Annotated in this window: 20 protein-coding genes and 1 tRNA gene; 9 read left to right on the forward strand and 12 right to left on the reverse strand. The window is 49.0% G+C overall.

Annotation, left to right across the window (positions count from 1 at the left end):
• The first annotated feature begins 71 nt into the window (after positions 1–71).
• The 4 genes from T2812B_RS01755 to T2812B_RS01770 are packed head-to-tail and all read left to right on the forward strand — an operon-like array spanning position 72 to position 4,327.
• A complete protein-coding gene (locus T2812B_RS01755; protein WP_008192391.1) occupies positions 72–1,709 on the forward strand; it encodes a putative manganese-dependent inorganic diphosphatase in 1,638 nt (545 codons plus the stop codon).
• Positions 1,706–2,611, forward strand: coding sequence for a DMT family transporter (locus T2812B_RS01760; RefSeq protein WP_004081271.1), 906 nt, complete (start codon positions 1,706–1,708; stop codon positions 2,609–2,611). Before T2812B_RS01755 ends, T2812B_RS01760 begins: the two co-directional genes overlap by 4 nt.
• Complete coding sequence (locus T2812B_RS01765) at positions 2,541–3,623, forward strand: Gfo/Idh/MocA family protein (protein ID WP_008192388.1); 1,083 nt, start codon at positions 2,541–2,543, stop codon at positions 3,621–3,623. The genes T2812B_RS01760 and T2812B_RS01765 overlap by 71 nt, the downstream gene beginning before the upstream one ends.
• On the forward strand, positions 3,620–4,327 hold the full coding sequence (locus T2812B_RS01770; protein ID WP_008192385.1) for a rhomboid family intramembrane serine protease: 708 nt from the start codon (positions 3,620–3,622) through the stop codon (positions 4,325–4,327). Before T2812B_RS01765 ends, T2812B_RS01770 begins: the two co-directional genes overlap by 4 nt.
• Here the strand turns inward: T2812B_RS01770 and T2812B_RS01775 are convergent.
• The 6 genes from T2812B_RS01775 to T2812B_RS01800 all read right to left on the reverse strand — a co-directional run bounded on the left by T2812B_RS01775 (position 4,314) and on the right by T2812B_RS01800 (position 10,671).
• Complete coding sequence (locus T2812B_RS01775; protein WP_008192383.1) at positions 4,314–5,618, reverse strand: nucleotide sugar dehydrogenase; 1,305 nt, start codon at positions 5,616–5,618, stop codon at positions 4,314–4,316. The two genes, T2812B_RS01770 and T2812B_RS01775, sit on opposite strands and share 14 nt — an antisense overlap.
• Positions 5,612–7,072: a radical SAM protein gene (locus T2812B_RS01780; protein ID WP_008192380.1), complete on the reverse strand. Its 1,461-nt coding sequence runs from the start codon at positions 7,070–7,072 to the stop codon at positions 5,612–5,614. Before T2812B_RS01780 ends, T2812B_RS01775 begins: the two co-directional genes overlap by 7 nt.
• Complete coding sequence (locus tag T2812B_RS01785; protein ID WP_038050716.1) at positions 7,032–7,457, reverse strand: thioesterase family protein; 426 nt, start codon at positions 7,455–7,457, stop codon at positions 7,032–7,034. The genes T2812B_RS01780 and T2812B_RS01785 overlap by 41 nt, the downstream gene beginning before the upstream one ends.
• The gene (ftsH, locus tag T2812B_RS01790) at positions 7,454–9,286 is read right to left on the reverse strand and encodes an ATP-dependent zinc metalloprotease FtsH (RefSeq protein WP_004081278.1); all 1,833 of its coding nucleotides are present in this window, start codon (positions 9,284–9,286) and stop codon (positions 7,454–7,456) included. Before ftsH ends, T2812B_RS01785 begins: the two co-directional genes overlap by 4 nt.
• The gene (tilS, locus tag T2812B_RS01795; RefSeq protein WP_231556592.1) at positions 9,273–10,496 is read right to left on the reverse strand and encodes a tRNA lysidine(34) synthetase TilS; all 1,224 of its coding nucleotides are present in this window, start codon (positions 10,494–10,496) and stop codon (positions 9,273–9,275) included. The genes ftsH and tilS overlap by 14 nt, the downstream gene beginning before the upstream one ends.
• A gap of 99 nt (positions 10,497–10,595) precedes the next feature.
• A tRNA-Thr gene (locus T2812B_RS01800) sits at positions 10,596–10,671 on the reverse strand.
• An 89-nt stretch (positions 10,672–10,760) separates the two neighbouring features.
• On the opposite strand from T2812B_RS01800, the gene proC reads away from it, so the two are divergent.
• Positions 10,761–11,528 carry a pyrroline-5-carboxylate reductase gene (proC, locus tag T2812B_RS01805; protein WP_008192368.1) on the forward strand — a complete coding sequence of 256 codons (768 nt, stop codon included), beginning with the start codon at positions 10,761–10,763 and terminating at the stop codon, positions 11,526–11,528.
• Positions 11,529–12,068 (forward strand): GNAT family N-acetyltransferase, encoded by a 540-nt coding sequence (locus T2812B_RS01810; RefSeq protein ID WP_004081283.1) that lies wholly within the window; start codon positions 11,529–11,531, stop codon positions 12,066–12,068.
• Here the strand turns inward: T2812B_RS01810 and polC are convergent.
• The 6 genes from polC to T2812B_RS01840 all read right to left on the reverse strand — a co-directional run bounded on the left by polC (position 12,065) and on the right by T2812B_RS01840 (position 21,800).
• Positions 12,065–16,168 (reverse strand): DNA polymerase III subunit alpha, encoded by a 4,104-nt coding sequence (gene polC / locus T2812B_RS01815; protein ID WP_008192362.1) that lies wholly within the window; start codon positions 16,166–16,168, stop codon positions 12,065–12,067. The genes T2812B_RS01810 and polC overlap by 4 nt on opposite strands.
• On the reverse strand, positions 16,155–16,652 hold the full coding sequence (ruvC, locus tag T2812B_RS01820) for a crossover junction endodeoxyribonuclease RuvC (protein WP_008192358.1): 498 nt from the start codon (positions 16,650–16,652) through the stop codon (positions 16,155–16,157). The genes polC and ruvC overlap by 14 nt, the downstream gene beginning before the upstream one ends.
• Before the next feature lie 82 nt (positions 16,653–16,734).
• Positions 16,735–17,742, reverse strand: coding sequence for a tRNA preQ1(34) S-adenosylmethionine ribosyltransferase-isomerase QueA (gene queA / locus T2812B_RS01825; protein ID WP_008192355.1), 1,008 nt, complete (start codon positions 17,740–17,742; stop codon positions 16,735–16,737).
• Positions 17,717–19,180: an apolipoprotein N-acyltransferase gene (lnt, locus tag T2812B_RS01830; protein WP_008192353.1), complete on the reverse strand. Its 1,464-nt coding sequence runs from the start codon at positions 19,178–19,180 to the stop codon at positions 17,717–17,719. The genes queA and lnt overlap by 26 nt, the downstream gene beginning before the upstream one ends.
• Positions 19,173–20,324, reverse strand: coding sequence for a DegT/DnrJ/EryC1/StrS aminotransferase family protein (locus T2812B_RS01835; RefSeq protein ID WP_008192350.1), 1,152 nt, complete (start codon positions 20,322–20,324; stop codon positions 19,173–19,175). The genes lnt and T2812B_RS01835 overlap by 8 nt, the downstream gene beginning before the upstream one ends.
• Before the next feature lie 96 nt (positions 20,325–20,420).
• Positions 20,421–21,800 (reverse strand): DegQ family serine endoprotease, encoded by a 1,380-nt coding sequence (locus T2812B_RS01840; RefSeq protein WP_008192347.1) that lies wholly within the window; start codon positions 21,798–21,800, stop codon positions 20,421–20,423.
• Between the two features lie 113 nt (positions 21,801–21,913).
• Here T2812B_RS01840 and ftsY point away from each other — a divergent pair, with 113 nt between their 5' ends.
• The 3 genes from ftsY to T2812B_RS01855 are packed head-to-tail and all read left to right on the forward strand — an operon-like array spanning position 21,914 to position 25,091.
• Positions 21,914–22,798 carry a signal recognition particle-docking protein FtsY gene (gene ftsY / locus T2812B_RS01845; RefSeq protein WP_008192344.1) on the forward strand — a complete coding sequence of 295 codons (885 nt, stop codon included), beginning with the start codon at positions 21,914–21,916 and terminating at the stop codon, positions 22,796–22,798.
• Complete coding sequence (locus T2812B_RS01850) at positions 22,795–23,451, forward strand: DUF2225 domain-containing protein (RefSeq protein WP_008192342.1); 657 nt, start codon at positions 22,795–22,797, stop codon at positions 23,449–23,451. Before ftsY ends, T2812B_RS01850 begins: the two co-directional genes overlap by 4 nt.
• Positions 23,427–25,091 carry a peptidoglycan DD-metalloendopeptidase family protein gene (locus T2812B_RS01855; protein ID WP_008192339.1) on the forward strand — a complete coding sequence of 555 codons (1,665 nt, stop codon included), beginning with the start codon at positions 23,427–23,429 and terminating at the stop codon, positions 25,089–25,091. Before T2812B_RS01850 ends, T2812B_RS01855 begins: the two co-directional genes overlap by 25 nt.

Here is a 25,091-nt window from a genome sequence, read left to right on the forward strand (position 1 = left end):
CTCCCGTGGTCACGTTCTCGATAAGGATTATATCATCTGATAGAATCTTTTTAGTAGCGGAGGTGAAAGCATTGGAAAGAGTGTACGTGATAGGCCACAAGAACCCGGATACCGACAGTGTTTGTTCCGCGATAGGGTACGCGTACTTCAAAAACAATGTAGAAAAGGGAAAAACATTCATTCCAGCTCGAAACGGCGATCTCACAAATGAGTCCCTCTTCGTGCTCAAATATTTCGGAATGAATCCACCCCTCCACATTGAAACGCTCGAACCCACCGTTGAAGATCTCGAGCTGAAAAATCCCATTTTCGTCCCCCCGGACACATCTGTCTACGACGTGGCCATGCTCATGGAAAGCAAAGGAATAAAGAACGTTCCGGTGGTTTCAAAGGAGAGAATGATAGGAGTGGTCACTGAAAGCAACCTTGCCCGGATCTACGTGAGGAGATTGAAGATAGAACCATTGGTTATACACCCGGTTCCGTTCGATCAGCTAGTCAGGATACTGAAAGCAGAGGTTGTCTGTGACTACATGAAAGAAAAAACCGTATCCGGAAAGGTTCACATCGCGGTGGACGCTCTTCACGTGCTCCTGGGAAAAATAGAGATAGGCGACGTGGTGATTGTAGGAGACAACGAACCGGCCCAGATCGCTCTTCTGGAAAAAGGAGCAAAACTCATGATAGTCGTGAACAACGCTCCAGTATCAAACAGAGTGCTTGAAATAGCAAAGGAAAAGAACGCTGCTGTTTTGAGGGTGAAATTCGACGCGTTCGGCGCCGCAAAGCTCATAAACCTTTCACTCCCCGTGACCCTCGTGATGAGCAAGAAATTCCCCACGGTGACGAAGAAGGACACACTCGAGGAAGTAAAAGAGATCGTCTTCACCTCGAAGATAAGAGCAGCGTTCGTAGAAGACGAGAAAGGGCGGCTTTGTGGTGTTATAACTAGGACGGATCTGCTCAAAGATGTGAGGAAAAAGGTGATCCTCGTTGATCACAACGAGATCACCCAGGCACCCGAAGGAGTCGAGAAAGCGGAAATCCTCGAGATCATTGACCATCACAGGCTCGGCGGTCTGAGCACTCTGAATCCCGTTTTCTTCTACAACGAACCCGTAGGAAGCACCTCAACAATAGTGGCGGAGTTCTTCTTGAAAAACGGTGTGAAGATGGAAAGGGAAATAGCCGGAATTCTTCTCTCAGGCATCGTCTCCGATACGCTCTTCTTCAAACTTTCAACGACAACAGAGAAAGACAGGAAGATGGCGAATTTCCTGGCTGATGTTGCTAAACTCGATCTGGAAAAATTCGCGAAGAAATTGCTGAAAGAAGGGATGAAGATACCGGAAAACGTCGATCCCGCTGAACTGCTGAAGCGCGACGTGAAAGTCTACGAGATGGGAGAAGAATCCTTCGCCGTTTCTCAGATAATGACGTCGGACTTTTCAACACTTTTGAAAGAAAAGGAACGTTTCATGAACACACTGAAGACCCTCAAGGGAGAATTCGGTGTCAAACATTTCTTTGTGCTCTTCACGAATCCTGTGGAAGAAGCGAGTCTTCTGATGATGGATGGAGATCAAAAGTTAGTGGAAAAAGCCTTCAACGCGGAAAAGAAGGACGGTCTTTTTCTGTTGAAGGGGGTTATGTCCAGAAAGAAGGACTTCGTTCCCAAGATCGGTGAGGTGCTGAGAAGGGAGAGATGATTTTGGAAAGGTTCTTCGCGTGGCTCGTTGTGGTGTTCTGGGGGATCTCTTTTCTTGCCACCAAAGTGGTAGTTCAGGTTCTGGATCCGTTCTTTGCGGGTTTTCTGAGGTTCATCTTCGCTTTCTTTTTTCTTTTCCTCATATCCGGTGGAAGACCAAAGCTTTTCAATAAAAATATCGTGATGGCTGGTTTCTGGGGAGTGTTCAGCTATTTTGCGTTTGAGAATTCCGCCCTCATGTTCACAGAGCCCACCAACGCAGCGATCATAGTGTCTTCAGCTCCTGTATTCTTTCTCCTTTTCTCGCATCTCGTTCAGAAAAAGAAAACCACTTCGAAGATGTACCTGGGTGTGATCCTGTCCTTTCTCGGGGTGGCCCTCGTCGTTTTGAACGGCAGGTTCGTTCTGAAACTGAATCCCCTCGGAGACCTTCTCGCCTTCGGCGCGGCTCTGTCGTGGGTCTTTTACACTCACCACATAGAAAGTCTCGGGAGTCTCTCCTTCAGAGAAAACGCGGGGATCATGTTCTGGGGCGTCGTGTTCTTCCTTCCTTTCTCAGCCGGAAAGTTCCAGCAGATAAGAGAGATGAACTCAATCGTTGTGATTTCTCTTCTTTATCTGGGACTCGTCTGCTCGGGTCTTGCCTACTTTCTCTGGAACAAAGCCATAGAGAGACTGGGAAGCAGAACGACAACGAACATGATATACTACATACCAGTTGTAACGGCCGTGGCGGAACACCTGCTGAAACTGAAACTTCCCTCCGCTCTTCTTGTGGGAGGAGTTGTGCTTGTGGTGATTGGTCTTTTGATCTTCGAAAGGGAGGTTCATTATGAAACTGAGGATAGCACTCGTGGGATGCGGAAGGATCGGACAGAAGAAACACGTCCCAGCGCTGATTGAAACGCAGGACCTGTTCGAAACGGTGGCGGTGTGTGATCTCGTGGAAGAAAGGGCGAACCGCGCCGCCGAACATTTCGAAAAGTCGGGCTTGAGAAGACCCGAGACAATGACGAACTACAGAGAGCTCCTCAAAAGAGAAGACGTAGACGTGATCTCCATAGCCACCGAGAGCGGAAAACACTACCAGATCACCATGGAAGCGCTCGAAGCTGGAAAACACGTCCTCGTGGAAAAACCCATGGCCCTCTCGACAAAGCACATGAACGAGATGGTAGAACTCTCGAAACAAAAGAATCTAAAACTCGGTGTTTTCTTCCAGAACAGATTCAATCCACCCGTTCAGGAAGTGAGGAAAAAACTCGATTCGGGGGCGTTTGGAAAGATCTTCTACGCGTCTGTCGCCGTGAGGTGGAACAGAAACGAGGATTACTACAAACAGGCGAGCTGGAGAGGTACCTGGGAGATGGACGGCGGGGTCCTGATGAACCAGTCCACGCACGCCATAGATCTTCTTCAGTGGTTCCTCGGAGGAGAGATAGAGGAGATCTACGGGCACATAGCGAACACGAATCACCCGTACATAGAGGCGGAAGACGAAGGTTTCGCCATCGTGAAGTTCAAAGGCGGGAAGACGGGCCTGATAGAAGCAACGAGCAACGTGTTTCCGAGAAACTTAGAAGAGACACTCGCTATCTTCGGTGAGAAAGGAACGGTGGTTATCGGTGGAATCGCCGTCAACAGGATCCTCACCTGGAGATTCGAAGGAGAAGAGGGTCATCCGTTCATGAATCTACCGGATCCGGACACGGTGTACGGAGACAGTCACAAGTACGTGTACAGAGATTTCTACGAGGCCGTGACGAACGACAGGAAGCCTTACATCTCTGGAGAAGACGGCAAAAAAGCGGTGGAGATAGTTCTTGGAATATACAGGTCTTTCCTGGAAGGAAGACCGGTGAAGTACCCCTTCGACTTCTCCACAGAAGAGATGAAAGGAGTAAAGCTTCGATGAGAAAAAGGGCCGTTTATTTCATTCTGCTCTTCAACGCGTTCATATTCGTGATGATGACCTTTTCTGGTGTTTTCTCGACCAGGGATCCCGTTCTTCAGATGCTGCTTTTGTTGAGATACGGAGCGCAGTACGGTCCCAGAGTCGACGCGGGAGACTGGTTCAGGTTGATCACCGCTCTGTTCGTCCACGGAGGAATACTCCACATACTGTTCAATTCATACGCGCTTTACTACTTTGGCTTGATCGTGGAGGATATATACGGAACGGAGAAGTTCCTGGTCGGTTATTTCTTCACCGGAATCGTGGGTAATCTGGCAACGCACGTGTTCTACCACGACACAATCTCCGTCGGGGCTAGTGGTGCCATCTTTGGCCTCATCGGAATACTCTTCGCGGCGGGTTTTCGAAAGGACACACCCTTCTTCATGAAACCTGTGACCGGCATGTCGCTTCTTCCCATCATTCTGATCAACGTTGTGTACGGATTTCTCCCGGGCACGAACATCAACAACGCGGCTCACCTTGGCGGTTTTCTATCTGGAATGCTTCTTGGATACACGATGAGACCCTTCTCGTGGAAAAGGAGGACCCTCTGGAGGGTCCTCGCGATAGCCGTCGTTTCAATTGTTGTTCTCTCTTACATCTTCCTGATCAGACAGATCCCGGAGATCGACGAAGCGATCAGAAGGTTCAAAGCAGGATGATCTTGTCTCTGTTTTCTTTCACGTCTTTTGTGATGTTTTTGGTGTCGAAGACCACGGGCGCGTTCTTCACAACGAAGTCGTAATCAACTCCGTTCTTGTGGGCGGTCGTGATCACCACGATGTCCACACCCTTCAGGTACTCTTCAGTGAGTTCGACCCGTCGGTGAATCCTGTCTCCTCTCTTCACTTCCGGAACGTAAGGATCGAAGAATTCAACTACCGCTTTCTTCTTTTCGAGGTGGTCCCAGACCTTCAGCGCAGGCGACTCTCTCGTGTCGTCTATGTCACCCTTGTACGCGACTCCAAGAAGAAGCACTTTCGAGCCGTTCAAAGGTTTCTTTCTCTCGTTCAGGATGTCCTGAACTCTCATCACCACGTACTCGGGCATGAAGTCGTTTATCTCACCGGCCATCTCCACGAGGTCGAGCCTCACATCGAACTCCTTCGCTTTGTAAGCGAGGTAGAAGGGATCTATCGGGATACAGTGCCCTCCCGCACCAGGTCCGGGATAGAAGGGCATGAATCCAAAGGGCTTTGTTGCAGCGGCGTCTATCACTTCCCAGATGTTGATTCCCATTCTTCGCGCGACGATGGCCACTTCGTTTATGAGGGAGATGTTGACCAGTCTGAAGGTGTTCTCGAGCACCTTCGCCATCTCCGCCGCCCTCGGTGAAGAGACGGTGTGAACGGGTGCCTCGAGCACGTTTTCATAGAGGATCTTCGCAAGCTCCGTGCATTTTTCCGTCACACCACCGACTACCTTCGGTGTGTTCTTCGTCTTGTAAATTCTGTTTCCGGGATCCACCCTTTCAGGACTGAAGGCGAGATAGAAATCCTTCCCGACTTTCAGCCCGGTGGATTCCAAGATGGGCAGGACGACCTCCTCGGTGGTTCCCGGATAGGTTGTGCTCTCCAGCACAACAAGCATTTCTCTGTGGAGGTACTTTGCGATCTCCTTTGCGGTGTTTATGACGTAGGTGAGGTCGGGTTCCTTGTACTTCCCGAGCGGTGTTGGAACGCATATCGTGACGACGTCGCAGTTCTTCATCTCAGAAAAATCCGTGGTGGCCCTGAGCATACCTTTTTCCACAAGATCTTTGAGGTCCTCGTCGACCACGTCTCCTATGTAGTTTTCCCCGCGGTTCACCATATCGACCCTCTTCTTTTGGATATCGAACCCTAACACTTTGTATCCCGCTTTTGCTTTTTCAACGGCGAGCGGGAGTCCCACGTACCCGAGGCCGATCACTCCGAGAAGGGCCGTTTTGCTCAGAAGTTTTTCTTTCAACACAGTCTTTTCCTCCCCTCTTCGTAAATCAACTTACCAAGTAATTTTTTATCCGATTTTTCGAAGAATTTCAGCCAGCTTTCTACCTCTTCTTTACCGGCGTGTGCGATCGTGTACTGAACTACAGATTCTCTGATGCTTTCGAAATCCACTCTGAAGCCCTTGAGTAAGTTCTTCAGAATTTTCTCTTTTTTTCTCAGAACATCAACCGGTTCCATTTTTCTTCTTTCGAACTCCGTTCCCGGCTTTGGTATGAGCGGGTTGAAACTCATGTGGACCTCCCTGTATCCGAGCCGAACCGCGAGATCTCCGAGTTTCTTGAAGGCTTCAAGATCTTCCTCCGTTTCTTCTTCGAGTCCGTAGATGAAGTACATCTTCACCCTGTCAAAATCCAGTTTTCTTGCCAGTTTCAAGGCGTTTTCTATCTGCTCATCAGTGATGTCCTTTTTAAGGATGTCCCTGATTCGCTGCGATCCCGCCTCTGGGGCGATCGTAAAAGATCTCTGACCGGAGTCTTTGAGAGTCCTGAGCAGCCTTTCCGAGAGTCGATCCAGCCTCAGGGAAGAAACCGAGATCTTCAGTTGATATTTCTCCACTGTATCGAGGAGATCCTCGAGCCAGGGGTAATCGGTTATGGTGGCGCTTATGAGACCGTACTCACTGTACGGGGTGTTTTTCACCAGCTCTTCGAATCTTTCAGGTTTCACGAACCTTGCTGGCTTCAGATTCTTTCCAAATATGCAGAAAGCACAGCGCCTTATACATCCCCTTCCCACCTCGACCAGAAGTTTTCCAGGGAAAACTCCCCGCGATGGAACAACGCTGGAGTGAGGCAAAAAATCGTTCAGATCAACTCCTGTTGCTATTTCGCTGTGTTCTTTCAGAGAGGGAACTTCTACAGAGGGAATCCTGGAAAGAGAACTCAAGATTTCCTGCTTCGTTTCTCCTGTGAGGGCTTCCGTGAACAGATCCAGGTATTTTTCCAGCTCACCGTAGTAGACGGCATCCGCCACCGGAATGAGGAATTCCTCGTTCAAATAGGTGACCGCCCCGCCAGCTATTATGATGGGGTGATAATCTTCTCTTTCTTTCCAGGAAAGAGGAACGTCTTTTTTCTTCAGAATATCGAGGAGGTTTGAAAAGTCGTTCTCAAAGCTCACGGAGAAAAGCCATATAGGGAACTCATCTATAGGTGTCTGCGTTTCAAGGGAGTAGAACTTCTTGAAGGTCTCGTCGTAGAAGAATCTCTCACACCTGATCCTCGGATGGGAGTTGAGGAGCTTCTGGACGTAGTGAAAGGCGAGTCCAGAGGCCGCCACTTCGTAGCCGGAAGGAACAACAAGGGCGACTCGAACGTCGCCCTTTGTCTCCGTTTCTTCGATCTGTTTTTCACTCTCTTTGAATTTCAACACCTTCTCATATTCCAAAAAGTCTTGAGGTCTTCTCGGCCTTCTCAAGGGCTAACCTCCGGAGCTTTTCCCTGGGAACTATCGCTCTGACGAATTCAGCCTCCAGTATCTTTTCGTCACCGCTCATCACGATTCCTCTGAACTTCACCCTGTTTCCCACAACTCCAACCACCCTGACACCAACAGCAACTCTCGTTCCCGTTGGAACAGCCTTCACGTGTCTTGCCAGGGTCTCCACCACAACCGCCGTGTAATCACTGGGGAGATACCTGCTCAACAGCTCGTACGACACTCTGTGAACTACCCCTATCAGGGCTGAAGTCGCGACGAGATGGAGATCAAGCATCTCGATGTCTTCGTTCCACACCATAGTTTCATCGAGAGCCACGTCTTCCGTAAGCCTTTTCCCCTCAAGGAAATCAAAATCCATCATTCCACCACCTTTTCAAACTCCTCGGACAGTATCCGCCTCAGCTCGTCTCCCTCTATCGTTTCTTTCTCCAGCAGTATTTCCACGATGTTGTCCAGTTGCTTCCTGTATTTCCTTATTATCTCCTTCGCCCTCTCGTAGCAGTTCGTCACTATCTTTTTCACTTCTTCGTCGATTTTGCTCGCTACCTCTTCACTGTAGTTTCTGAGCCGTGTGATCTCTTTTCCAAGAAAGACTTCCTGCTCTTCCTTACCCCAGGCGAGGGGTCCGAGTTCTTCACTCATTCCCAGCTGACAGACCATGTTTCTCGCAATTTCCGTGGCCCTTTCTATATCGTTGGCTGCCCCACTCGTCACATCGCCAAAGACCACCTCTTCTGCTGCTCTACCTCCGAGTAGAGCTGTGAGTTTGTCGAGAAGTTCGTTCCTTGAAACAAGGTACTTATCCTCCTCAGGAAGATGAAGCGTGTATCCGAGGGCTTTGTATCCCCTGGGGATTATGGAAATTCTGTGAACGGGTTCCCCGTTTGGAACCACGGTGGATACCACGGCGTGTCCCGCCTCGTGGTACGCTATGATGCGCTTTTCCTTCGGGCTGATCAGCTTCGACTTTCTTGCGGGTCCGGCTATCACCCTGTCTATGGCTTCCTCGAAGTCCTTCATCGTGATTTTGTCTCTACCTTCCCTCGCCGCAAGAAGCGCCGCCTCGTTTACGAGGTTTTCCAGATCCGCCCCGACGAATCCCGGCGTTCTCTTCGCTATGATCTCCAGATTCACGTCTTCCGCGAGCGGTTTGTTTCTCGTGTGAATCTCGAGTATCTTCTTTCTTCCGAGCATGTCAGGTGGATCGACCACGATTTTCTTGTCGAACCTTCCGGGCCTCAAAAGTGCAGGGTCCAGGATATCGGGCCTGTTTGTGGCCGCCATGACTATGATGCCCTCTTTCGAATCGAATCCATCCATCTCCACGAGAAGCTGGTTCAGGGTCTGCTCTCTTTCATCGTGTCCTCCTCCAAGTCCCGCTCCCCTGTGTCTTCCAACGGCATCGATCTCATCGATGAAGACGATACATGGAGCGTGAGCCTTCGCCTGTGCAAACAGATCTCTCACCCTCGCGGCACCGACTCCGACAAAGAGCTCCACGAAGTCAGAACCGCTGATGTGGAAGAACGGCACGTTCGCTTCGCCCGCAACTGCCCTCGCAAGGAGCGTTTTACCGGTACCTGGAGGCCCTACAAGGAGGATCCCCTTGGGCATCCTTGCGCCGATCCTGTTGAATTTAGAGGGATCTTTCAGAAATTCAACTACCTCTTTGAGTTCCTCTATGGCTTCTTCCGCTCCTCCAACGTCCTTGAAGGTGACCCTCTTGTTCCCAGAGGGTTTGTACATTGTTGCCCTGCTCTTTGTGAACGTGAACGCCTGATTGTTCCTTCCAGAGAGGCTCCTCATGATGAAGAGCCACACGACAATGAAGAGTATCGTCGGTATGAGAGTGCCGAGGACGTTTATCCAGAAGGAGCTGCTTCCGCTTCTCTCTCCCGAGACTTTTATTCCCTTTGAAACCAGTTTTTCTATGAGCTGCGAATCGTTCACGGCCCACGGAGCGTCCACTTCGTAAACTCTACCGTCTTTGGTGTAAACTCTCAGTACTCCGTCGTCCCTGATCACAACTTCTGAGACCACGCTTCTTTCGTCCTCGACCATCTGAACAAAACTCGTGTAGCTAAGCTTAGACACAGGTGAGTTTTCGACGTAGAAAAATCTGGCGAGCCAGAAAAGTGTGACTATTATGAGTATCGTGAACAGTAGATTCCAGATGTTAGACCTGTTCAAAATATGTACCTCCTTTCACATAACCGACAGGGTATTCCAGAAGTTCCACAACCACATCTTCTGGCAAAAAGTCTGATCGGGCGATCCCCGGAACCCAGAGAACCCGATCTTCTTCATCGACGAGGAGAGGAACCCTGTCTCTGTAAAAAGTTGGGACTTTTTTCTCGATGAAAACATCCTTCAGCTTTCTCTCCCTGCCGTTGACTATTATTCTATCACCTTCTTTTCTGTTTCTGACCCAAAATTTCATATCGTTTCTGTTATTCACCACTCTTATTTTAAACCCTTCCATCTCCAACATGTCACCTTTCACTTCAACACGGTATTTTTTCTTGAAAACTGTCTTCCCCACAGCTACATAACCGAAAGATCGTTCCACGAAAATTCCGCTCCAGAGCTCTACTCTCTTCGACTTCAAGGTTCCGATCAGTTTTTCATACTCTGGTACCCTTCCGTACATCTCTTTCAACACCCATCTTGTGACTTCGAGGAAAAGAAAAAGATCTTCCGGCTCAACGAACACGGCGTAGTCTTTGTAGAAATAGACATTCCTCTCAACAAAGTCCTGCACAGTTCTTTCAACGAAATTTCTCAGCAAATGGGTGACAGAAACCAGTCTATAGACGGCATCCTCCACAGTTGGGTTCAATTCTTTCATGAGAGGGACTATTCTGTGTCTGATGAAATTTCTCGTGTATTTGACGTTGTAGTTGGTCTCGTCAACAACGTAAGGAACATTGTTCTTTCTGGCGTACTCTTCTATTTCACTCCTTTTGAAGACAAGAAAAGGTCTGATGAACTCTTCTCTTTTAGGAGAGATGCAGGCAAGACCAAGGGGGCCTGTTCCTCTTATCAGCCTGTGAACGACCGTTTCCAGAAGGTCGTTTTTGTGATGTGCGAGGGCGATTTTCGAGGCTCCGACTTTCTTTGCCGTTCTTTTCAGAAAATCGTATCTCACCTCTCTTGCGATCTCTTCCAATGTCTTTCCCGAATCTTTCCAGAGAGAAGGAACATCCACCTCTGACGTTTCTACAGGAACGTTCCATTGGCGACATACCTCTTCTACAAATTCCCTGTCCCTTCTGGAAGACTCTCTTATCCTGTGATCGAGGTGAGCCGCTGTGATCTTGATCTTCAAAAGGGGGGAGAATTTTCTCAGAACGTACAGGAGGGTCATCGAATCTATTCCGCCGGAGACTGCAACAAGCACATGTTCTCCTTCTTCAAGCAACCTTTCTTCCTTCAAAAAGCTCAGAAATCTTTCTTCAAATTCGTCGGAAATGCTTCACACCCCTCCATTAAAAAGAAATGGAGCCAGCGGTGGGACTCGAACCCACAACCTGCGCATTACGAATGCGCCGCTCTGCCGGTTGAGCTACGCTGGCCTCCCTCTGGTTTCTATTTTACCAGCCGCACAGGAATTTTCAAGACCTCCTGGGTTGTATAATATCCAAAAAGACCGGGAGGGAAGATCATGACAATCGGTATCGTCGGTGTTGGTAACATGGGTTCGATCTTCGCAGAGAAATTTTCGAAGGAGGCCGAAAGGATTCTCCTTGTTGAAAAGGACAGTGAAAAACTCTCTCGATTCAATGCTCCTCCATACGAAATTGCCGATCTGGAAAAAGTTCGTGAGGCAGATCTGATAGTCCTCGCAGTCAAACCTCAGGACGCTCCCGTTGTGCTCGGCACGTTGAAAGGTTTCGACGGAATCCTGCTCTCGATAGTTGCCGGCTTGAAAATCGAAGAGATAAGAAAGTACGGTATTCACAAGGTGGCAAGGATTATGCCGAACGTTGCTGTGAGAGTGGGAGAAGGGGTGCTCGCCACCGCCTTCAGCGCTGATATGAGCCTTGAAGAAAGAGAACTCGTCAAATCACTCCTTGAGAAACTCGGTTTCGTCGTTGAAATAGAGGAAAAGCTCTTCTCAGCCGTCACTGCCCTCACCGGAAGTGGCCCCGCTTTCATCTTCGTCGTGGTGGAGGCGTTTCTCGACGCTGCGCTGAAGATGGGCATCCCACTCGACACGGCGAAAGAACTTGTTTATAGGCTCTTCAAAGGTTCCGCGGAGCTTTTAACAGAGACGGGCGAACACCCGGCTCTGTGGAAACACAGGGTGAGTTCTCCAGCCGGAACGACCATAGAAGGACTCATCACAATGGAGAGGTTCGCTGTGAGAAGCGGTGTCATAGAATCTCTGATCTCTTCTTACAGAAGAGCGCTCGAACTGGAGGAAAAGTGAATGTTTCCACGAAAGGAACTCCTGAAAGACGGTTCTCTGCTCCTGATAAGAGAAGCCAGCATCTGGGACGCAAGAAGAATCGTAGAGTACCTGAAAGAAGTAACATCGGAAACGGATTTTCTGATCACCCGCCCGGACGAGGTTTACGATGTTTCCACGGAAAGGAACTACATAAGAATGTACAGAAGCAACCCTGGAAAGCTCATGATAGTGGGCGAGATCAACAGAGAAATCGTTTCTCTGCTGACCTTCACGGGGTTCGGAAGAAAGAGGACGAAGCACGTGGGAGAAATAGGTATAAGCGTGAAGAAGAGATACTGGAACATTGGAATCGGAACCAGAATGATCACAAGCGCCATAGAATGGGCACGCAGGAATGGTTTCATAAGGATCCAGCTCGAAGTTCTGAAGTCGAACGAAAGGGCTATAAGCCTTTACAGAAAACTCGGCTTCGAACTCGAGGGAATAAAGAGAAAGGCCGTCAGAAGAGATGACGGCTCCTTTGAGGATGTGCTCGTTATGGCGCTTCTTCTGGATTAGAAAAGCGTGAACTGTTCCGTCTCTGGAAGGTCCCCGAGAACACCCAGGCTTTTCATCAGCTCTATGTGATTTTTGTTGACCTTGGTCCTCTTCATGAGATCTTCCACCGAAGTGAACGGCTTTTCTTCCCTGGCTCTGATTATCGACTCGGCAACGCTGTCACCCAGTCCTGGAAGTTTGTTGAACGGAATTCTCAGCGAGTTTCCTTCTATCAGAAATTTCTTCGCGTCGGATTTGAAGATGTCGGGCGGTAGGAAGGAAAAACCTCTCAGTATCATTTCCAGGGCAACCTCCAGAACACTCACTTCGTTTTTCTTCTGGGCGTCTTTGGCAGGCATCGCTTTGAGTTCTCTCAAGCGCCTCTTTATGGCTTCTTTTCCCCTGAGTACGAGAACCGGATCGAACTGATCACCTTTTATCGTGAAGTACGCCGCGTAAAACTGAAGAGGATAGTGAACCTTGAAGTAAGCAATTCTGAAGGCCATACTCACGTAAGCCACAGCGTGAGCTTTCGGGAAGAGATATTTGATCCTTTTACAGGATTCGATGAACCATTCTGGAACCTTCAGCCTTCTCATCTCGCTCTCCATCTCTTCTGTGATACCCTTTCCCTTCCTGACGTTTTCCATGATCTTGAAGGCAAGTGACGGTTCCATTCCTTTGTGTATGAGGAAGTTCATGATGTCGTCCCTACACGAGATAACCTCGGAGAGCTTGGCGTAGCCGAGGTTTATCCAGTCACGTGCGTTGTTCAACCAGACGTCCGTACCGTGTGACAGTCCTGAGATTCTCACAAGCTCGGCGAAACTCTTTGGTCTCGTTTCAACGAGCATTCCCCTCACAAACTCGGTTCCGAACTCCGGAATTCCGTACGTTCCCACATCGCTTTCCAGCTCAACGGGATCCACACCAAGAGGCTTCACAGAACTGAATATGGCGAGCGTATCGGGGTCATCCATGGGAATCGTCATGGGATCGATTCCGGTGAGGTCCTTGAGCATCTTGATGAAAGTGGGATCATCGTGGCCGAGCGCATCTATCTTCACCAGGTCATCATGGATCGTCTCGTATGCGAAGTGCGTGGTGAACACACCTGCGTTTCTATCGTTGGCTGGATACTGTATGGGAGTGAAATCGTAGACTTCTTTGTCTTTCGGTATGATCATGAGCCCCCCTGGGTGCTGACCCGTCGTTCTCTTCACTCCCGTGATCATGGAAACGAGTCTTTCCATTTCCGCCTTTCTGAGCTTCTTTCCGGTTTTCTCTTCGTAGCTTCTCACGTAACCCACCGCACTTCTTTCCGCGATGGTGTTTATGGTTCCCGCCCTATAGACGTGGTCTTTACCGAAGAGTTCTTCCACAAAACGATGAGCACGTTCCTGATACTCTCCTGAGAAGTTGAGATCTATGTCGGGGACCTTGTCACCCTCGAACCCCATGAACGTTTCAAACGGTATGCCGTGGCCGTCTTTTCTGAGAGGAGCCCCACATCTTGGACAGTTCTTGTTGGGAAGGTCGTAACCCGCTCCGTATCTGTCGTCTTCGACAACTTCAAAGTATTTGCACTCTGGACACCTGTAATGTGGTGGTAGGGGATTCACCTCTGTTATTCCGAGGAGATTGGCCACGAGTGAAGACCCGACGGATCCTCTGGATCCAACCACGTAACCATCGCTCATAGATTTCTGAACGAGCTCCTGAGCGATGAGATAGAGAACGGCGTATCCATGATTTATGATGGCGTTCAGTTCCTTTTCCACACGCTTCTGGACGATTTCGGGAAGTGGATCACCGTAGATCTCGTACGCCCTCTTCATGGTGAGGTTTCTCACTATTTCATCGGCGTTCTCTATGATCGGCGGGTGAAGTTTTTTCTCGAGCGGCTGCACTTCCTCGATCATATCGGCTATTCTGTTGGGATTCTCTATCACGACTTCCCTCGCGATCTCTTCATCTTCGAATATCTCTATCGCCTTCTCGAGCATTTCTTCGGTCGTTCTGAGATAGAGCGCGGGCTGGTTCTCGAAGTTCCTGTTCCCCTGAGGTGCCAGAAGCGCGGCTCTGCCTTTGGCGTCCTCGGGATCGAGGAAGTGAACGTCACCGGTCATGACGACGAACTTGTTCAATTTTTTCGCTATTCTGTAGAGTTTTCGGTACACTTCTTTCAGTCTTTCTCTGTCTAGGTCTTCTTCATCTTCGGCTATAACGTCGAGCGGCATGACTTCTATGTAGTCGTAGAACTTCGCGATCTCTTCGAGTTCTGAATCACTCGCTCCTTCGAGAGCAGCACGTCCGAGCTCACCGGAGATACACGCGCTTCCCACAAGCAGTCCTTCTCTGTTCTCGATGAGCTCACTTTTGAGGATCCTCGGAACACCGTAGAAGTACTTTATATAGGAATCAGAAACCAGTTTGTATAGGTTTTTCAATCCCTTTTTGTTCTGAACGAGGATCGTGCAGTGGAAGGGTTTCAACGCGGTGTAGTCTATCGTATCCTTCAACTTCTCCATTTCTGAAAGCTTCGTGATACCGATCTTCTTCATCATCTCAACGAACCTGAGGAAAACCTGAGCGGTAACCCTCGCGTCATCCAGGGCCCTGTGGTGCCGGAAGGGACCCAATCCGAGCTTTTCCACAACGGAATCCAGAGAGTAGCTTCTCAGTTTGAGAAGGGACTTTGCGAGGGCGAGCGTGTCTATGTAGGGTCTTTCCCAGTCCAATCCCATCACTTTTTTGATCCACAGCCTCAGAAATCTGTAGTCGAAGTTGGCGTTGTGTGCTACGATGATGGAATCTTCCAGAAAACCGAGGAACTCCGGCAGAACTTCTTCGATGCTTCTTTTGTTTTCCAGCATCTCTTGAGTGATTCCGGTGATCTCCGAACTCCTTCTCGAGATTTCCCTGGAAGGCTTTATGAGAGTGTGGTACTCATCCACTATCTGGCCACCCTGTATCTTCACCGCTCCTATCTCGATGATCTCGTCCACCTGCGGGTCGAGACCCGTCGTCTCGAAGTCGAGGACAACGAACGTGGCATCTCCAAACGTCGAATCGTCGGAGAGATTCCTTATGACGGGCTCCACGTCACTCACCAGATACGCTTCGATACCGAAAATGGGCTTTATTCCAGCTTCTTTCGCCGCGTCGTAGAAGTAAGGTATGGCCTGAACGTTCCCATGATCCGTGAGGGCTACCGCGGGGAAGCCCCATTCTTTGGCTCGTTTCACATATTCGTTCACATCTGTTATTGCGTCCTGATCGCTGAACTTGGTATGGGCGTGGAGCTCCACCCTCTTAACCGGAGAGTTGTCCATCCTTTTCGCTTCGGGAAGCTTTGTGATTCCCTTCACGTAAAGGGCGGGCTCTCCGTTTTCGAGGAGAAGGTCTCCTGTGGCAACGATGATGTCTCCCACCGATACCTTTCCTTCAACCTTTTCAACGTCGTTGAAGACTTTGCAGATCAGAGAATCCTCTCCGTCTGTCAGGTAAATCAGAAGGACCGTTCTTTTCCCCTCGATCTTCTCTATTTTGAAGACCTTGCCCTTCACCGATGTCTTTTTGTTGTACTCAAAGATTTTTGAGGGGGTGAAGACGATCTTTCTGGGTTTCTGTCCAAAGATGTGGTTTTCATCCTCGATCTTCACTTCCTCACCCTTTGGTTCTTCTCTCTTTTCTGGTTGTGGTACCTCTTTTTTCAAAAGATCTTCCGGAGGTTCCACAACCTCCAGCATGATCTCTGTTCCGGGAGGCAGCAGTTCATCGAGCTGTTTTTTCGTGCTTCTGAGTTTCGAGGCGATCCTGTCCCGTGCGAAATCTCCAAGCACTTTCAGAATCAGCCTGTTTCCTTCGAAAACAACATCTTTTATGTAAGGCACATTACCGTTGAGAAAGGAAAGTATCTTTCCCCTTAGATCCCCGTTACTTTTTTGAACACCGTTCACGATGACTCGAAACCGAGTCTTCTTCTCCAGTAAACGCACAAGGTCTTCTATCTCTTCGGAGAATTTTTCCACGGAAACGAGAACCACACCTGCATCGGGATCTATTTCCAGGCTTTTAAACGAGACATTTTTCCACTTCAAATTTTCAATCTTTTTCATGTGTTACCCTCCTTGCTCTGCTCTGAAGGGCGTGACACCAGGCGATGGCGAGTGCATCCGCTGCATCGTCGGGTCTGGGAATCTCCGAAAGGTTCAGAAAACGCTTTACGTTCTCCTGAATCTGTTTCTTGCTTGCCCTTCCATACCCCGACAGCGAAACCTTCACTTCGTTCGGCGCGTATTCAAAGACAGGTATGTTTTTTTCCGCGAGAGCGAGAAGAAGCACACCACGTGCCTCCCCCACACCTATGGCCGTGGTAACGTTTTTCACAAAGAACAGCTTTTCCATGGCGCATTCGTCTGGAGAGAAACGTTCAAGAACTTTCAAAAACTCCTCGTAGATTCGCTTCAACCTCTTTTCCGCTGGAAGATTTTTGGGAGTCTCTATCGTTCCGTGGAAAACGTGAGAGATTCTGTTTCCAGATACTTCAACGATGCCTATTCCTACAATTCCGTAGCCGGGATCTACCCCAAGGATCCTCAAGGAACCCAACCTCCATTATACTGTTCACATATTTTCGTTTTCTATACCCTATGTTTAAGAGAAGGGTGTTTTTTCCAAACCGTTACAGAATCAGCATCGCATCGCCGAAAGAGAAGAATCTGTATCTTCTTTTCACGGCTTCCCTGTAGGCTTCCATGACGAAATCCTTCCCCGCGAACGCCGCAACCAGCATGAGAAGAGTAGAACGAGGAAGGTGAAAGTTGGTAACCAGGGCATCGACGAGTTTGAACTCGAAGGGTGGATATATGAATAGATCGGTTTTTCCCACGTATTCTTCCTGCTCGGGAAGTCTGGCGATTGTTTCCAGAGTTCTCACCGTTGTTGTCCCAACCGCTACAACTCTGTTTCCCCTTTCCCTTGTCTCTCTGAGTTTTCTGACTGTCTCTTTTGGAACCTGGTAGAATTCCTCGTGCATCTTGTGTTTTTCCACTTCCTCAACCTTCACGGGCCTGAAAGTCCCTATTCCCACGTGCAGAACAACTTCAGCGAATTGAACTCCCTTTTTCTTCAACTTCTCTATGAGTTCTGGTGTGAAGTGAAGCCCCGCGGTCGGCGCAGCGACGGAGCCTTCTTCTTTCGCGTACACGGTTTGATACCTCTCGAGAGGAACTTCGTTTTTTATGTACGGCGGAAGAGGTGTTCTGCCCTTCTCGAAGATCAATCTGTCGTCCTGAGGCTGAAACTTCAGAATCCTCGTTCCATCTTCACCCCGACCGAGGCAGACGGCGGACAGATCCTCATCGATCACAAGTTCCGTTCCTTTTTTCACCTTCTGACCCGGTCTCACAAGGCACTTCCAGATACCTTCTTCTAAACGCTCTATCAGAAGAATTTCGATGCTGGCACCCGTTTTTTTCCTCGCGTAGAGACGGGCTGGTATCACCTTCGATACGTTCAGAACGAGCAGATCGCCGGGTTCAAGGTACTCTATTATCTCCCGGAATATACGGTGTTCTATTCTCCGCGTTTTTCTGTGGAGCACCATGAGGCGGGAAGCGTCCCGTGGTTCCACAGGTTCCTGCGCTATGAGTTCTGGTGGAAGTTCATAATCGAATTCCGATACCTTCATTCCTTTCACCTCGCAGCCTGGAAATGAAGACACTGACTCCTGCCAGAATCACAGAGATGTAAAAAAACCAGTCTCCATATCTGACGTAGAACGTTTCGCCTTTTCTCGCTTTTATGTGAAACTCTCCTGCCAGTCTCACCCGCAGAGGAAGAGCATCTACTATTCTACCGTACTCGTCAACGAGACCTGTGATCCCGGTGTTTGCCACCTGAAGGAACTGTCTTCTCGTTTCAACGGCCCTGAACACTCCCTGGACGAAGTGATTCAACAGCGCTGCTTTGTAGTGAAACCACCCATCGTTCGTCACAACAATGAGGAGTTCGCTTCCGTTTCTCACGAAAGCGCGTGATACCTCCGGAAAGTAACTTTCAAAACAGATCTGAACAGAGAGCGGGGGACTCTCTCCAACGTTGAAGACGGAAAAATTCCGCCCAGGTTCATAGTAGGACAATCCTTTCAGGAAACTGAAAACCCCAAAGACCCTTGGGTACGGCAGTTTTTCCACAAAGGGAAAGAGCTTCACCTTGGAATAGACCTTTCTGAATCTTCCATCTTCCAGAACGAAAACACTGTTCTGGTTGTCCGCGGGAAATCCTATCACGAAGGTGTTCTCCTCCGAGAGCTCTCTCAGCTTCTGAGAATAACGCACATCCACCAGAAAGAACGCCTCGGGAGTGATCACGATGCTTCCATGAAAATCCTTCGTCATCGACTCGAGAAGCTCAAGCATCTCTCCGCTCGACACAGAATATTTCAGAGAAGTGGGAACATTTGGTTGGAGTGCAACCACCTCGAAAGAACCACGTTCAGGAACGGGAAGAAGGTGCACAACAGAAGAGTTCAACAGATAGACGAAGAAGATCACAGGAAAGATGAGAAGGCCTTTTCTTCTTCTCAAGAACTCATAGAAGAGGACGTTCAGAGAAACTATCAAAAAAACGAGGCCCAGAGTCCCCGTGATGGAAACGATCTGTATCAATCCGGTGTGACTGTAAAGCGCTTCTGAGATCCTTCCTCCGGTGAATCCGAGTTCTCCCACACCGCGGAGATACTCGAAGACGGTATAAACAGAAGCAAGGTAAAGAGTCTTCAGAACGATCGATCGCGGTGCAAAGTACGAGAGAAATCCAAAACCAAGAAATGGAACAGCTTCAATGATTCCCATCAGCACAAACACCACGATTCCAAGCCAGGAAGGGTATCTTCCAAAGACAAGGGGCACGTTCTCCGTCAGAGTTGGAAGTACCCAGAAGAAAGATATCAGTACGTGAGTGAAAAAGTAAACGAAAGAAAGAAACGCCCTTTTCCACACCCCCTTGCCTTCCACCGCGTACAGAAGTGGAATCAGAGAAAACCAAATTAGAGCTCCGGAGAGGAATCCCGGCATCGAAAGAGCGGTGAGAAAGCCGGAGAGAACGCTGAGAAGAAGGCTAACCAACCCTCTCCACCGCCTCTCTGAGGATCTCCACCACCGTCTTCTGTTCACTTTCTGTGATGTTCGTAAAGAACGGAATGGCGAGCGTTTTCTCAGATTCCCTCTCCGTCACGGGAAGCAGTCCCCTCATGCTATCAAAGAGTTTTTCGTAGAAGGGCTGAAAGTGGACGGGATAAAAGTAGTTTCTAACCTGGACTCCCTTTTCTTCCATGTACCCCATCACACGGTTTCTATCTGGACCTTCCAGTCTCACGACGTAGACGAACCAGCTCATCTTGGTGACGTAATCTTCCACGACGGGCACCTTCACCCAAGAGAATTCTTTCAACATCTTTGAATATCTCTCTGCCGCTTTTGCGCGTTTTTCTACGATCTCATCGATTCTTTCCATTTGAGAACATCCAAGCGCGGCCGACATCTCGTCGATTCTGTAGTTGTAACCGAAACGCACATGGTAGAGCCATTCGTCTCCTTCACCTCTTCCCTGGTTGCTCATGCTCTTCACAGCGGTGTGTATCTTTTCATCGTTCGTCACAACAACACCGCCTTCTCCCGTGGTGATCTGTTTGTTCGGGTAGAATGCGAAAGCGCCGGCCACTCCAAAGGTGCCCACCTTTCTTCCTTTGTACTCGGACCCAAGAGCCTCACAGGAGTCTTCCACCACCGTGATGCCGTACCTCCGACAGACGTCAAGAATTCCGTCCCAGTCGAGGGGATGCCCAAAGATATCAACGCCCATGAAAAGTCGGGGCTTTCCTTTTATCTCAACGTTTCCCTGTTTGAATCCCTTGAGACACCTTTTCACCTTCTCCTCCAGTGTTTCTGGAGAAACGTTCAGAGTTCTCTCATCCACATCCACGAAAACGGGAATTGCCCTTTTCATGAGGATTACGTTAGCAGAAGCGATGAAGGTGAAGGAAGGCACAAGGATCAGATCTCCCTCGTCGATATCGAGACTCTCCAGGATGAGGTGGAGCGCAGCCGTTCCACTGCTCACCGCCCAGCCGAATCTGGCACCCGTGTATTCGGCCACCATCTCTCCGAAACGCTTCGTGTACTCACCGAGACTGAGCCTTCCGCTTTTTAAAACTTCCACTACCCTTTCGATGTCCTGCTCGTTTATATCGGGCCTTGATAACGGAATCATCGATATCACCTCGTCTCAATGATATCAAAAAATCCCCCTCCACCGGAGGGGGAAAGATCACCAAAGGGGGCTGTATTAACATTGAGGGGAGGTTCTCTATCTCTGATAGATGAAGCTCACGAAGACTCTCGCTCCATTCCTGTAAATGTAAAGGGCGATGTAGTCACCATTTTTAACAATGGATGTAACTTTCTTGAGATCCTCTACAGAATTTATATCATATCTTTTGCCGTTCACGTACACTGTGGTGATTACGTCTCCCTTCTGTAGACCGAACTTTCCGCTGCTCTCCTTCACTATGACCCCGTTTATCTCTTCCGGGATCGAATAAGTCTCCCTGTCTGCCGGCGTGATGTTCGACACTGTGATACCAAGGGCATCGATTTTTTCCTCACCGGTTGTTGTTTTCTCTTCCTCAGACGCGGAACCGAACGTCACCTGAACTTTCATGATCTTTCCCTTTCTCTCTATGGTGAGAACGGCAGTGTCTCCCGGTTTGTAGGTGTGTATGATGGAGACCAGTTCTTCGTGACTTCTCACATCCTGATCGTCAACTTTAAGGATCACGTCCCCTTCTTTGAGTCCAGCCTTTTCAGCAGGAGATCCCTTCTGAACACTCGTTATCAGAGCACCACTCGTAGATTCAAGCCCCAGAGCCTTTGCTGTTTCCTCGGTGAGGGTCATGACCGTCACGCCGAGGTAGGCTTTTTCAACCTTCTTTTGAGTGAGTATGGTGTCGAGGAATTTCTTCACCGTGTTGATCGGGATGGCAAAGCCGAGGTTCACAGCCTCTTGAGGGTTGACGATAGCGGTGTTTATACCTATCACTTCACCGTGTATGTTCAGAAGGGGTCCTCCACTGTTTCCCGGGTTGATCGCCGCGTCGGTCTGGATGAGTCCCACGTAGTAACCACTTCCATCTGGCTTTGGAATCCTCCTGTTGGTAGCGCTGACCACTCCCACAGTCACCGTGTGCTGGAAACCGAGGGGGTTCCCAATGGCTATCGCCCATTCACCGATCTTCACTTTGTCAGAATCACCGAATTCCAGATAGGGGAATTTCTTATCGCTGGCTTTGATCTTTATGACCGCGATGTCGAGCTCTTCATCTCCTCCTATGTACTCCGCGTCGTATTTGCTTCCGTCGAGCATGGTCACAGTGATGTTATCCGCTCCACCGACCACGTGGTAGTTGGTGAGAACGTAACCCTCTGGGTCGAAAATGAAGCCCGATCCGAGGCTGGCAACCTGCCTTTCGAAACCGGGTGGAAGTTCACCGAACCACTTTTTGAAGAACTGCTCAAAATAAGGATCGAAGAAGGAAGTCTTCACCGTCTTCACAACGTCTATCTTCACAACGGCCGGTGCACACGCTTCGACCACATTAACGATGGGGCTTTCGTAGTCGGGGTTGACGTATGGAAAGACGCTGGTGAGTATCAGTGCCACAGCGATGGTCAGAAAGAATTTCTTCATCTCTTACCCCTCCCTTCGAAAGGTTTCCGGTTTCTTAGACACACACTCCGAAGGACTGGTTCAAAAACGTGTGGTATGCTTAATATTAGTCGGGAAACCAGGAGGTAGAAAGGATGGGACTCTTCGATTTTTTGAAAAAGGGACTCCAGAAGACGAAAGAAACGTTTTTTGGACGAGTGGTGAAGCTCCTCAAAGGAAAAAAGCTGGACGATGAAACCCGCGAGGAGCTGGAAGAACTTCTCATTCAAGCGGACGTGGGAGTCGAGACAACGGAATACATTCTGGAGAGATTGGAAGAGAAGGACGGAGACGCTCTCGAGTCTCTCAAGGAAATCATTCTGGAAATTCTGAACTTCGACACGAAGCTGAACGTTCCTCTTGAACCCCCCTTCGTGATCATGGTTGTTGGTGTCAACGGAACGGGAAAGACCACCTCCTGTGGAAAGCTCGCAAAGATGTTCGTGGATGAAGGAAAGAGTGTGGTGCTCGCTGCGGCGGATACTTTCAGAGCAGCCGCCATAGAACAGCTGAAGATATGGGGAGAACGTGTCGGTGCCACGGTGATATCCCACTCGGAAGGAGCAGATCCGGCCGCCGTTGCCTTTGACGCGGTGGCTCACGCTCTCGCCAGAAACAAAGATGTGGTCATAATAGACACCGCCGGAAGACTTCACACGAAGAAGAATCTCATGGAAGAACTGCGGAAGGTTCACAGAGTTGTCAAAAAGAAGATCCCCGACGCTCCGCACGAAACACTCCTCGTGATAGACGCCACCACCGGCCAAAACGGACTCGTTCAGGCAAAAATATTCAAAGAAGCGGTGGATGTCACCGGTATAATTCTCACAAAGCTCGACGGAACCGCGAAAGGTGGAATAATCCTGGCCATTGCCCGGGAACTGGGAATCCCCATAAAGTTCATCGGTGTCGGAGAAAAGGCAGAAGACCTGAGGCCTTTCGATCCTGAAGCCTTTGTGGAGGTATTGCTTTCAGAATGAGCAAGTTCTGGGAAAAAGAATTCACCTGCCCTTTCTGTGGAACGAAGTTCAAAAAGAAGATGGTCTTTTTCGACTCCATAAAGATCAAAGCCAGAGATATCGACTTGAAACCTGTTTTTGAAGATGTGAACCCGATGTTTTACGAAGTGGTGACCTGTCCGAACTGCTACTTTTCTGCGTTCGACAAAGATTTCGAGACCATCACCATAAAAGGAGAAGAGACGGAAAGAAAGCTGAAAAAACTGCTCGAAGAAGCCAAGAAAAAGGTCGAATTGAAAAACGTGGAGAACCACGTGGAGGCGATCAAGCGTTACGCTTTGAGTGGAATGGTGTACTCTGTTTTGAACCAGAGAAAAAAAGTAGCGATCTCTTATCTAAAGATCGCCTGGCTGTTCAGAGAGCTGGGAAAGTCAGAAGAAGAAAAGCGCTACCTCGAAAGAGCTCTGAAGGAATTCGAAAGCCACTACAAATACGACTATTATGAGGAGTCAGACGGACCCATGATACTTTTCTATCTGGGTGTTTTGAATCAAATCCTGGGCAACAGGAAAGAAGCCGCGAGGTGGTACGAACTCCTCCTGAGAAAGTACGACAGTAAATCCCTTTACGCGAAGGTGGGGAGGGAAAGATGGCAGGAATTAAGAAGATCTTAATGTTTTCTCTGATACTGATATTTCTCGCAGCATGCGTATCTCCCGAACTGGAGGAAAAATTGAACAATTTAGAAAACCAGATAAGACAGCTGAACACTCAGATAGACTCCATCGAAAAGAAGATGCTGGATCTGGAAAACAAAATGGAGGCACAGGAAAGTTCTCAGGAAGAGCTGGAAGCGCTGAAAAGAGACGTGACATACCTCAAAGAGGATCTATCTTCCCTGCAGGAAGAGTTCTCCAGCAAAATGAGCGATCTCGAGAACAGTTACTACTCCATCTCCATGAAACTTCCTGCAGTGGAAAAAGCCGCCTCCATCTTCTCCGAGATAGAAGACATGAAATCGAAAATCTCAGAATTGGAGAGAAAAGTGAGTATTGTTTCACTCGGAAGTTCCCCGGAAGTCTCAGAAGATCTGAAACACATCCTTCTCGATCTCGAAGAGAGGGTTTCCACTCTGGAAAAGAACGTTTCGGTGGTGGATCGAATAGAAGAAAGGCTGGAAAGTACTGAAAAACTTCTCTCCAAAGTGGCCTTACGCGTTCTTTCACAGGGCGAAACGGAAGCGAAGGTGGTGAACGTTTCAAACGATGAGCTGGAAAGCAGGATATCTGATATCGAGAAAAAGCTTTCCTATCTCGAAACCAACCAGAAAGTGCTGGAACAGATCGTTCAAAATCTGAAAGATCAGAAGCCTTCCAGCTACGCGAACATAGATGTTGAGAGTTACTCACAGCAGTTGAAAAAATACCTCGACGAGTTCAGAAGACTCGTGAGGAGTTATGAGATCGCAAGGATCCTTGGAATAGAGGAAGGATACGTGTTTGTAAGAGTGGAGCGGGGCGACACCCTCGCGAAGATCAGCAACGCGTTCAACCTTGGACCCGACGGTGTGGAAAAAATCATGAAGCTGAACGGCATAGACGACCCGAGGAAGCTCATAGCAGGGAGAATCATAAAGGTTCCCGTCACGAATCTTTCGACAAGTTTTCCAGTTGGAGAAAAACCCGATCCGAAGGTGATCGTCTCCGGTTTTGGCCTGAAAACCGATGGAACTTTTTCCACGGGAGTCGAAGTGGAAAGCGATGGACAGAAGGTAAAAGCTGCGCTTCCAGGGCGAGTGAAGAGTGTAAGCAACGGAACCGTTGTCATATATCACGGAAACGATGTGGAAACGGTGTACAGAAATCTCGCTGTGGTTTCGGTGAACGCTGGTGACTGGGTGAGTGCGGGTGACACCATAGGATACGGTGGAAAGAACGTCGTCTTTGAACTGTACGTGGAAGGAGAGCCCAAGGACCCCATGCTCCTTTTCTTCTCCAATATGGGTGAGTTCGAAATCAGTTTCTACACGGAGTGGGAAGATGGAAAATTACCGGAACACCCCGCCTTCAGACTCACAAAATCCGGCAAAATCCCTGAAGATTGGAAGACAGCGGCCGCGGACACCACCATCTTCCCCCTGGGTTCTGTTCTCTACATACCAGAGCTCAGAGACACCCCCAGTGGTGGAGTCTTCGTTGTGGAAGACATCGGCGGAGTTATCATGGGAAGAAAAATCGATATATACCTGGATAGCATAAGAGAGGCGCTCCAAAACAGAAAGATCGTGTCCAGAGTCTTCGTGTGGAGGGATTGA

It is taken from the genome of Thermotoga sp. 2812B, from assembly GCF_000789335.1.
Taxonomy (GTDB): domain Bacteria; phylum Thermotogota; class Thermotogae; order Thermotogales; family Thermotogaceae; genus Thermotoga; species Thermotoga maritima.

What these genes read in the sequence shown, in the direction of transcription:
- T2812B_RS01760 (WP_004081271.1), top strand. Translation starts at nt 1,706, where the DNA reads ATGATTTTGGAAAGGTTCTTCGCGTGGCTCGTTGTGGTGTTCTGGGGG.
- T2812B_RS01765 (WP_008192388.1), top strand. Translation starts at nt 2,541, where the DNA reads ATGAAACTGAGGATAGCACTCGTGGGATGCGGAAGGATCGGACAGAAG.
- T2812B_RS01770 (WP_008192385.1), top strand. Translation starts at nt 3,620, where the DNA reads ATGAGAAAAAGGGCCGTTTATTTCATTCTGCTCTTCAACGCGTTCATA.
- T2812B_RS01785 (WP_038050716.1), bottom strand. Translation starts at nt 7,457, where the DNA reads ATGATGGATTTTGATTTCCTTGAGGGGAAAAGGCTTACGGAAGACGTG.
- proC (WP_008192368.1), top strand. Translation starts at nt 10,761, where the DNA reads ATGACAATCGGTATCGTCGGTGTTGGTAACATGGGTTCGATCTTCGCA.
- T2812B_RS01810 (WP_004081283.1), top strand. Translation starts at nt 11,529, where the DNA reads ATGTTTCCACGAAAGGAACTCCTGAAAGACGGTTCTCTGCTCCTGATA.
- polC (WP_008192362.1), bottom strand. Translation starts at nt 16,168, where the DNA reads ATGAAAAAGATTGAAAATTTGAAGTGGAAAAATGTCTCGTTTAAAAGC.
- queA (WP_008192355.1), bottom strand. Translation starts at nt 17,742, where the DNA reads ATGAAGGTATCGGAATTCGATTATGAACTTCCACCAGAACTCATAGCG.
- T2812B_RS01835 (WP_008192350.1), bottom strand. Translation starts at nt 20,324, where the DNA reads ATGATTCCGTTATCAAGGCCCGATATAAACGAGCAGGACATCGAAAGG.
- T2812B_RS01840 (WP_008192347.1), bottom strand. Translation starts at nt 21,800, where the DNA reads ATGAAGAAATTCTTTCTGACCATCGCTGTGGCACTGATACTCACCAGC.
- ftsY (WP_008192344.1), top strand. Translation starts at nt 21,914, where the DNA reads ATGGGACTCTTCGATTTTTTGAAAAAGGGACTCCAGAAGACGAAAGAA.
- T2812B_RS01850 (WP_008192342.1), top strand. Translation starts at nt 22,795, where the DNA reads ATGAGCAAGTTCTGGGAAAAAGAATTCACCTGCCCTTTCTGTGGAACG.
- T2812B_RS01855 (WP_008192339.1), top strand. Translation starts at nt 23,427, where the DNA reads ATGGCAGGAATTAAGAAGATCTTAATGTTTTCTCTGATACTGATATTT.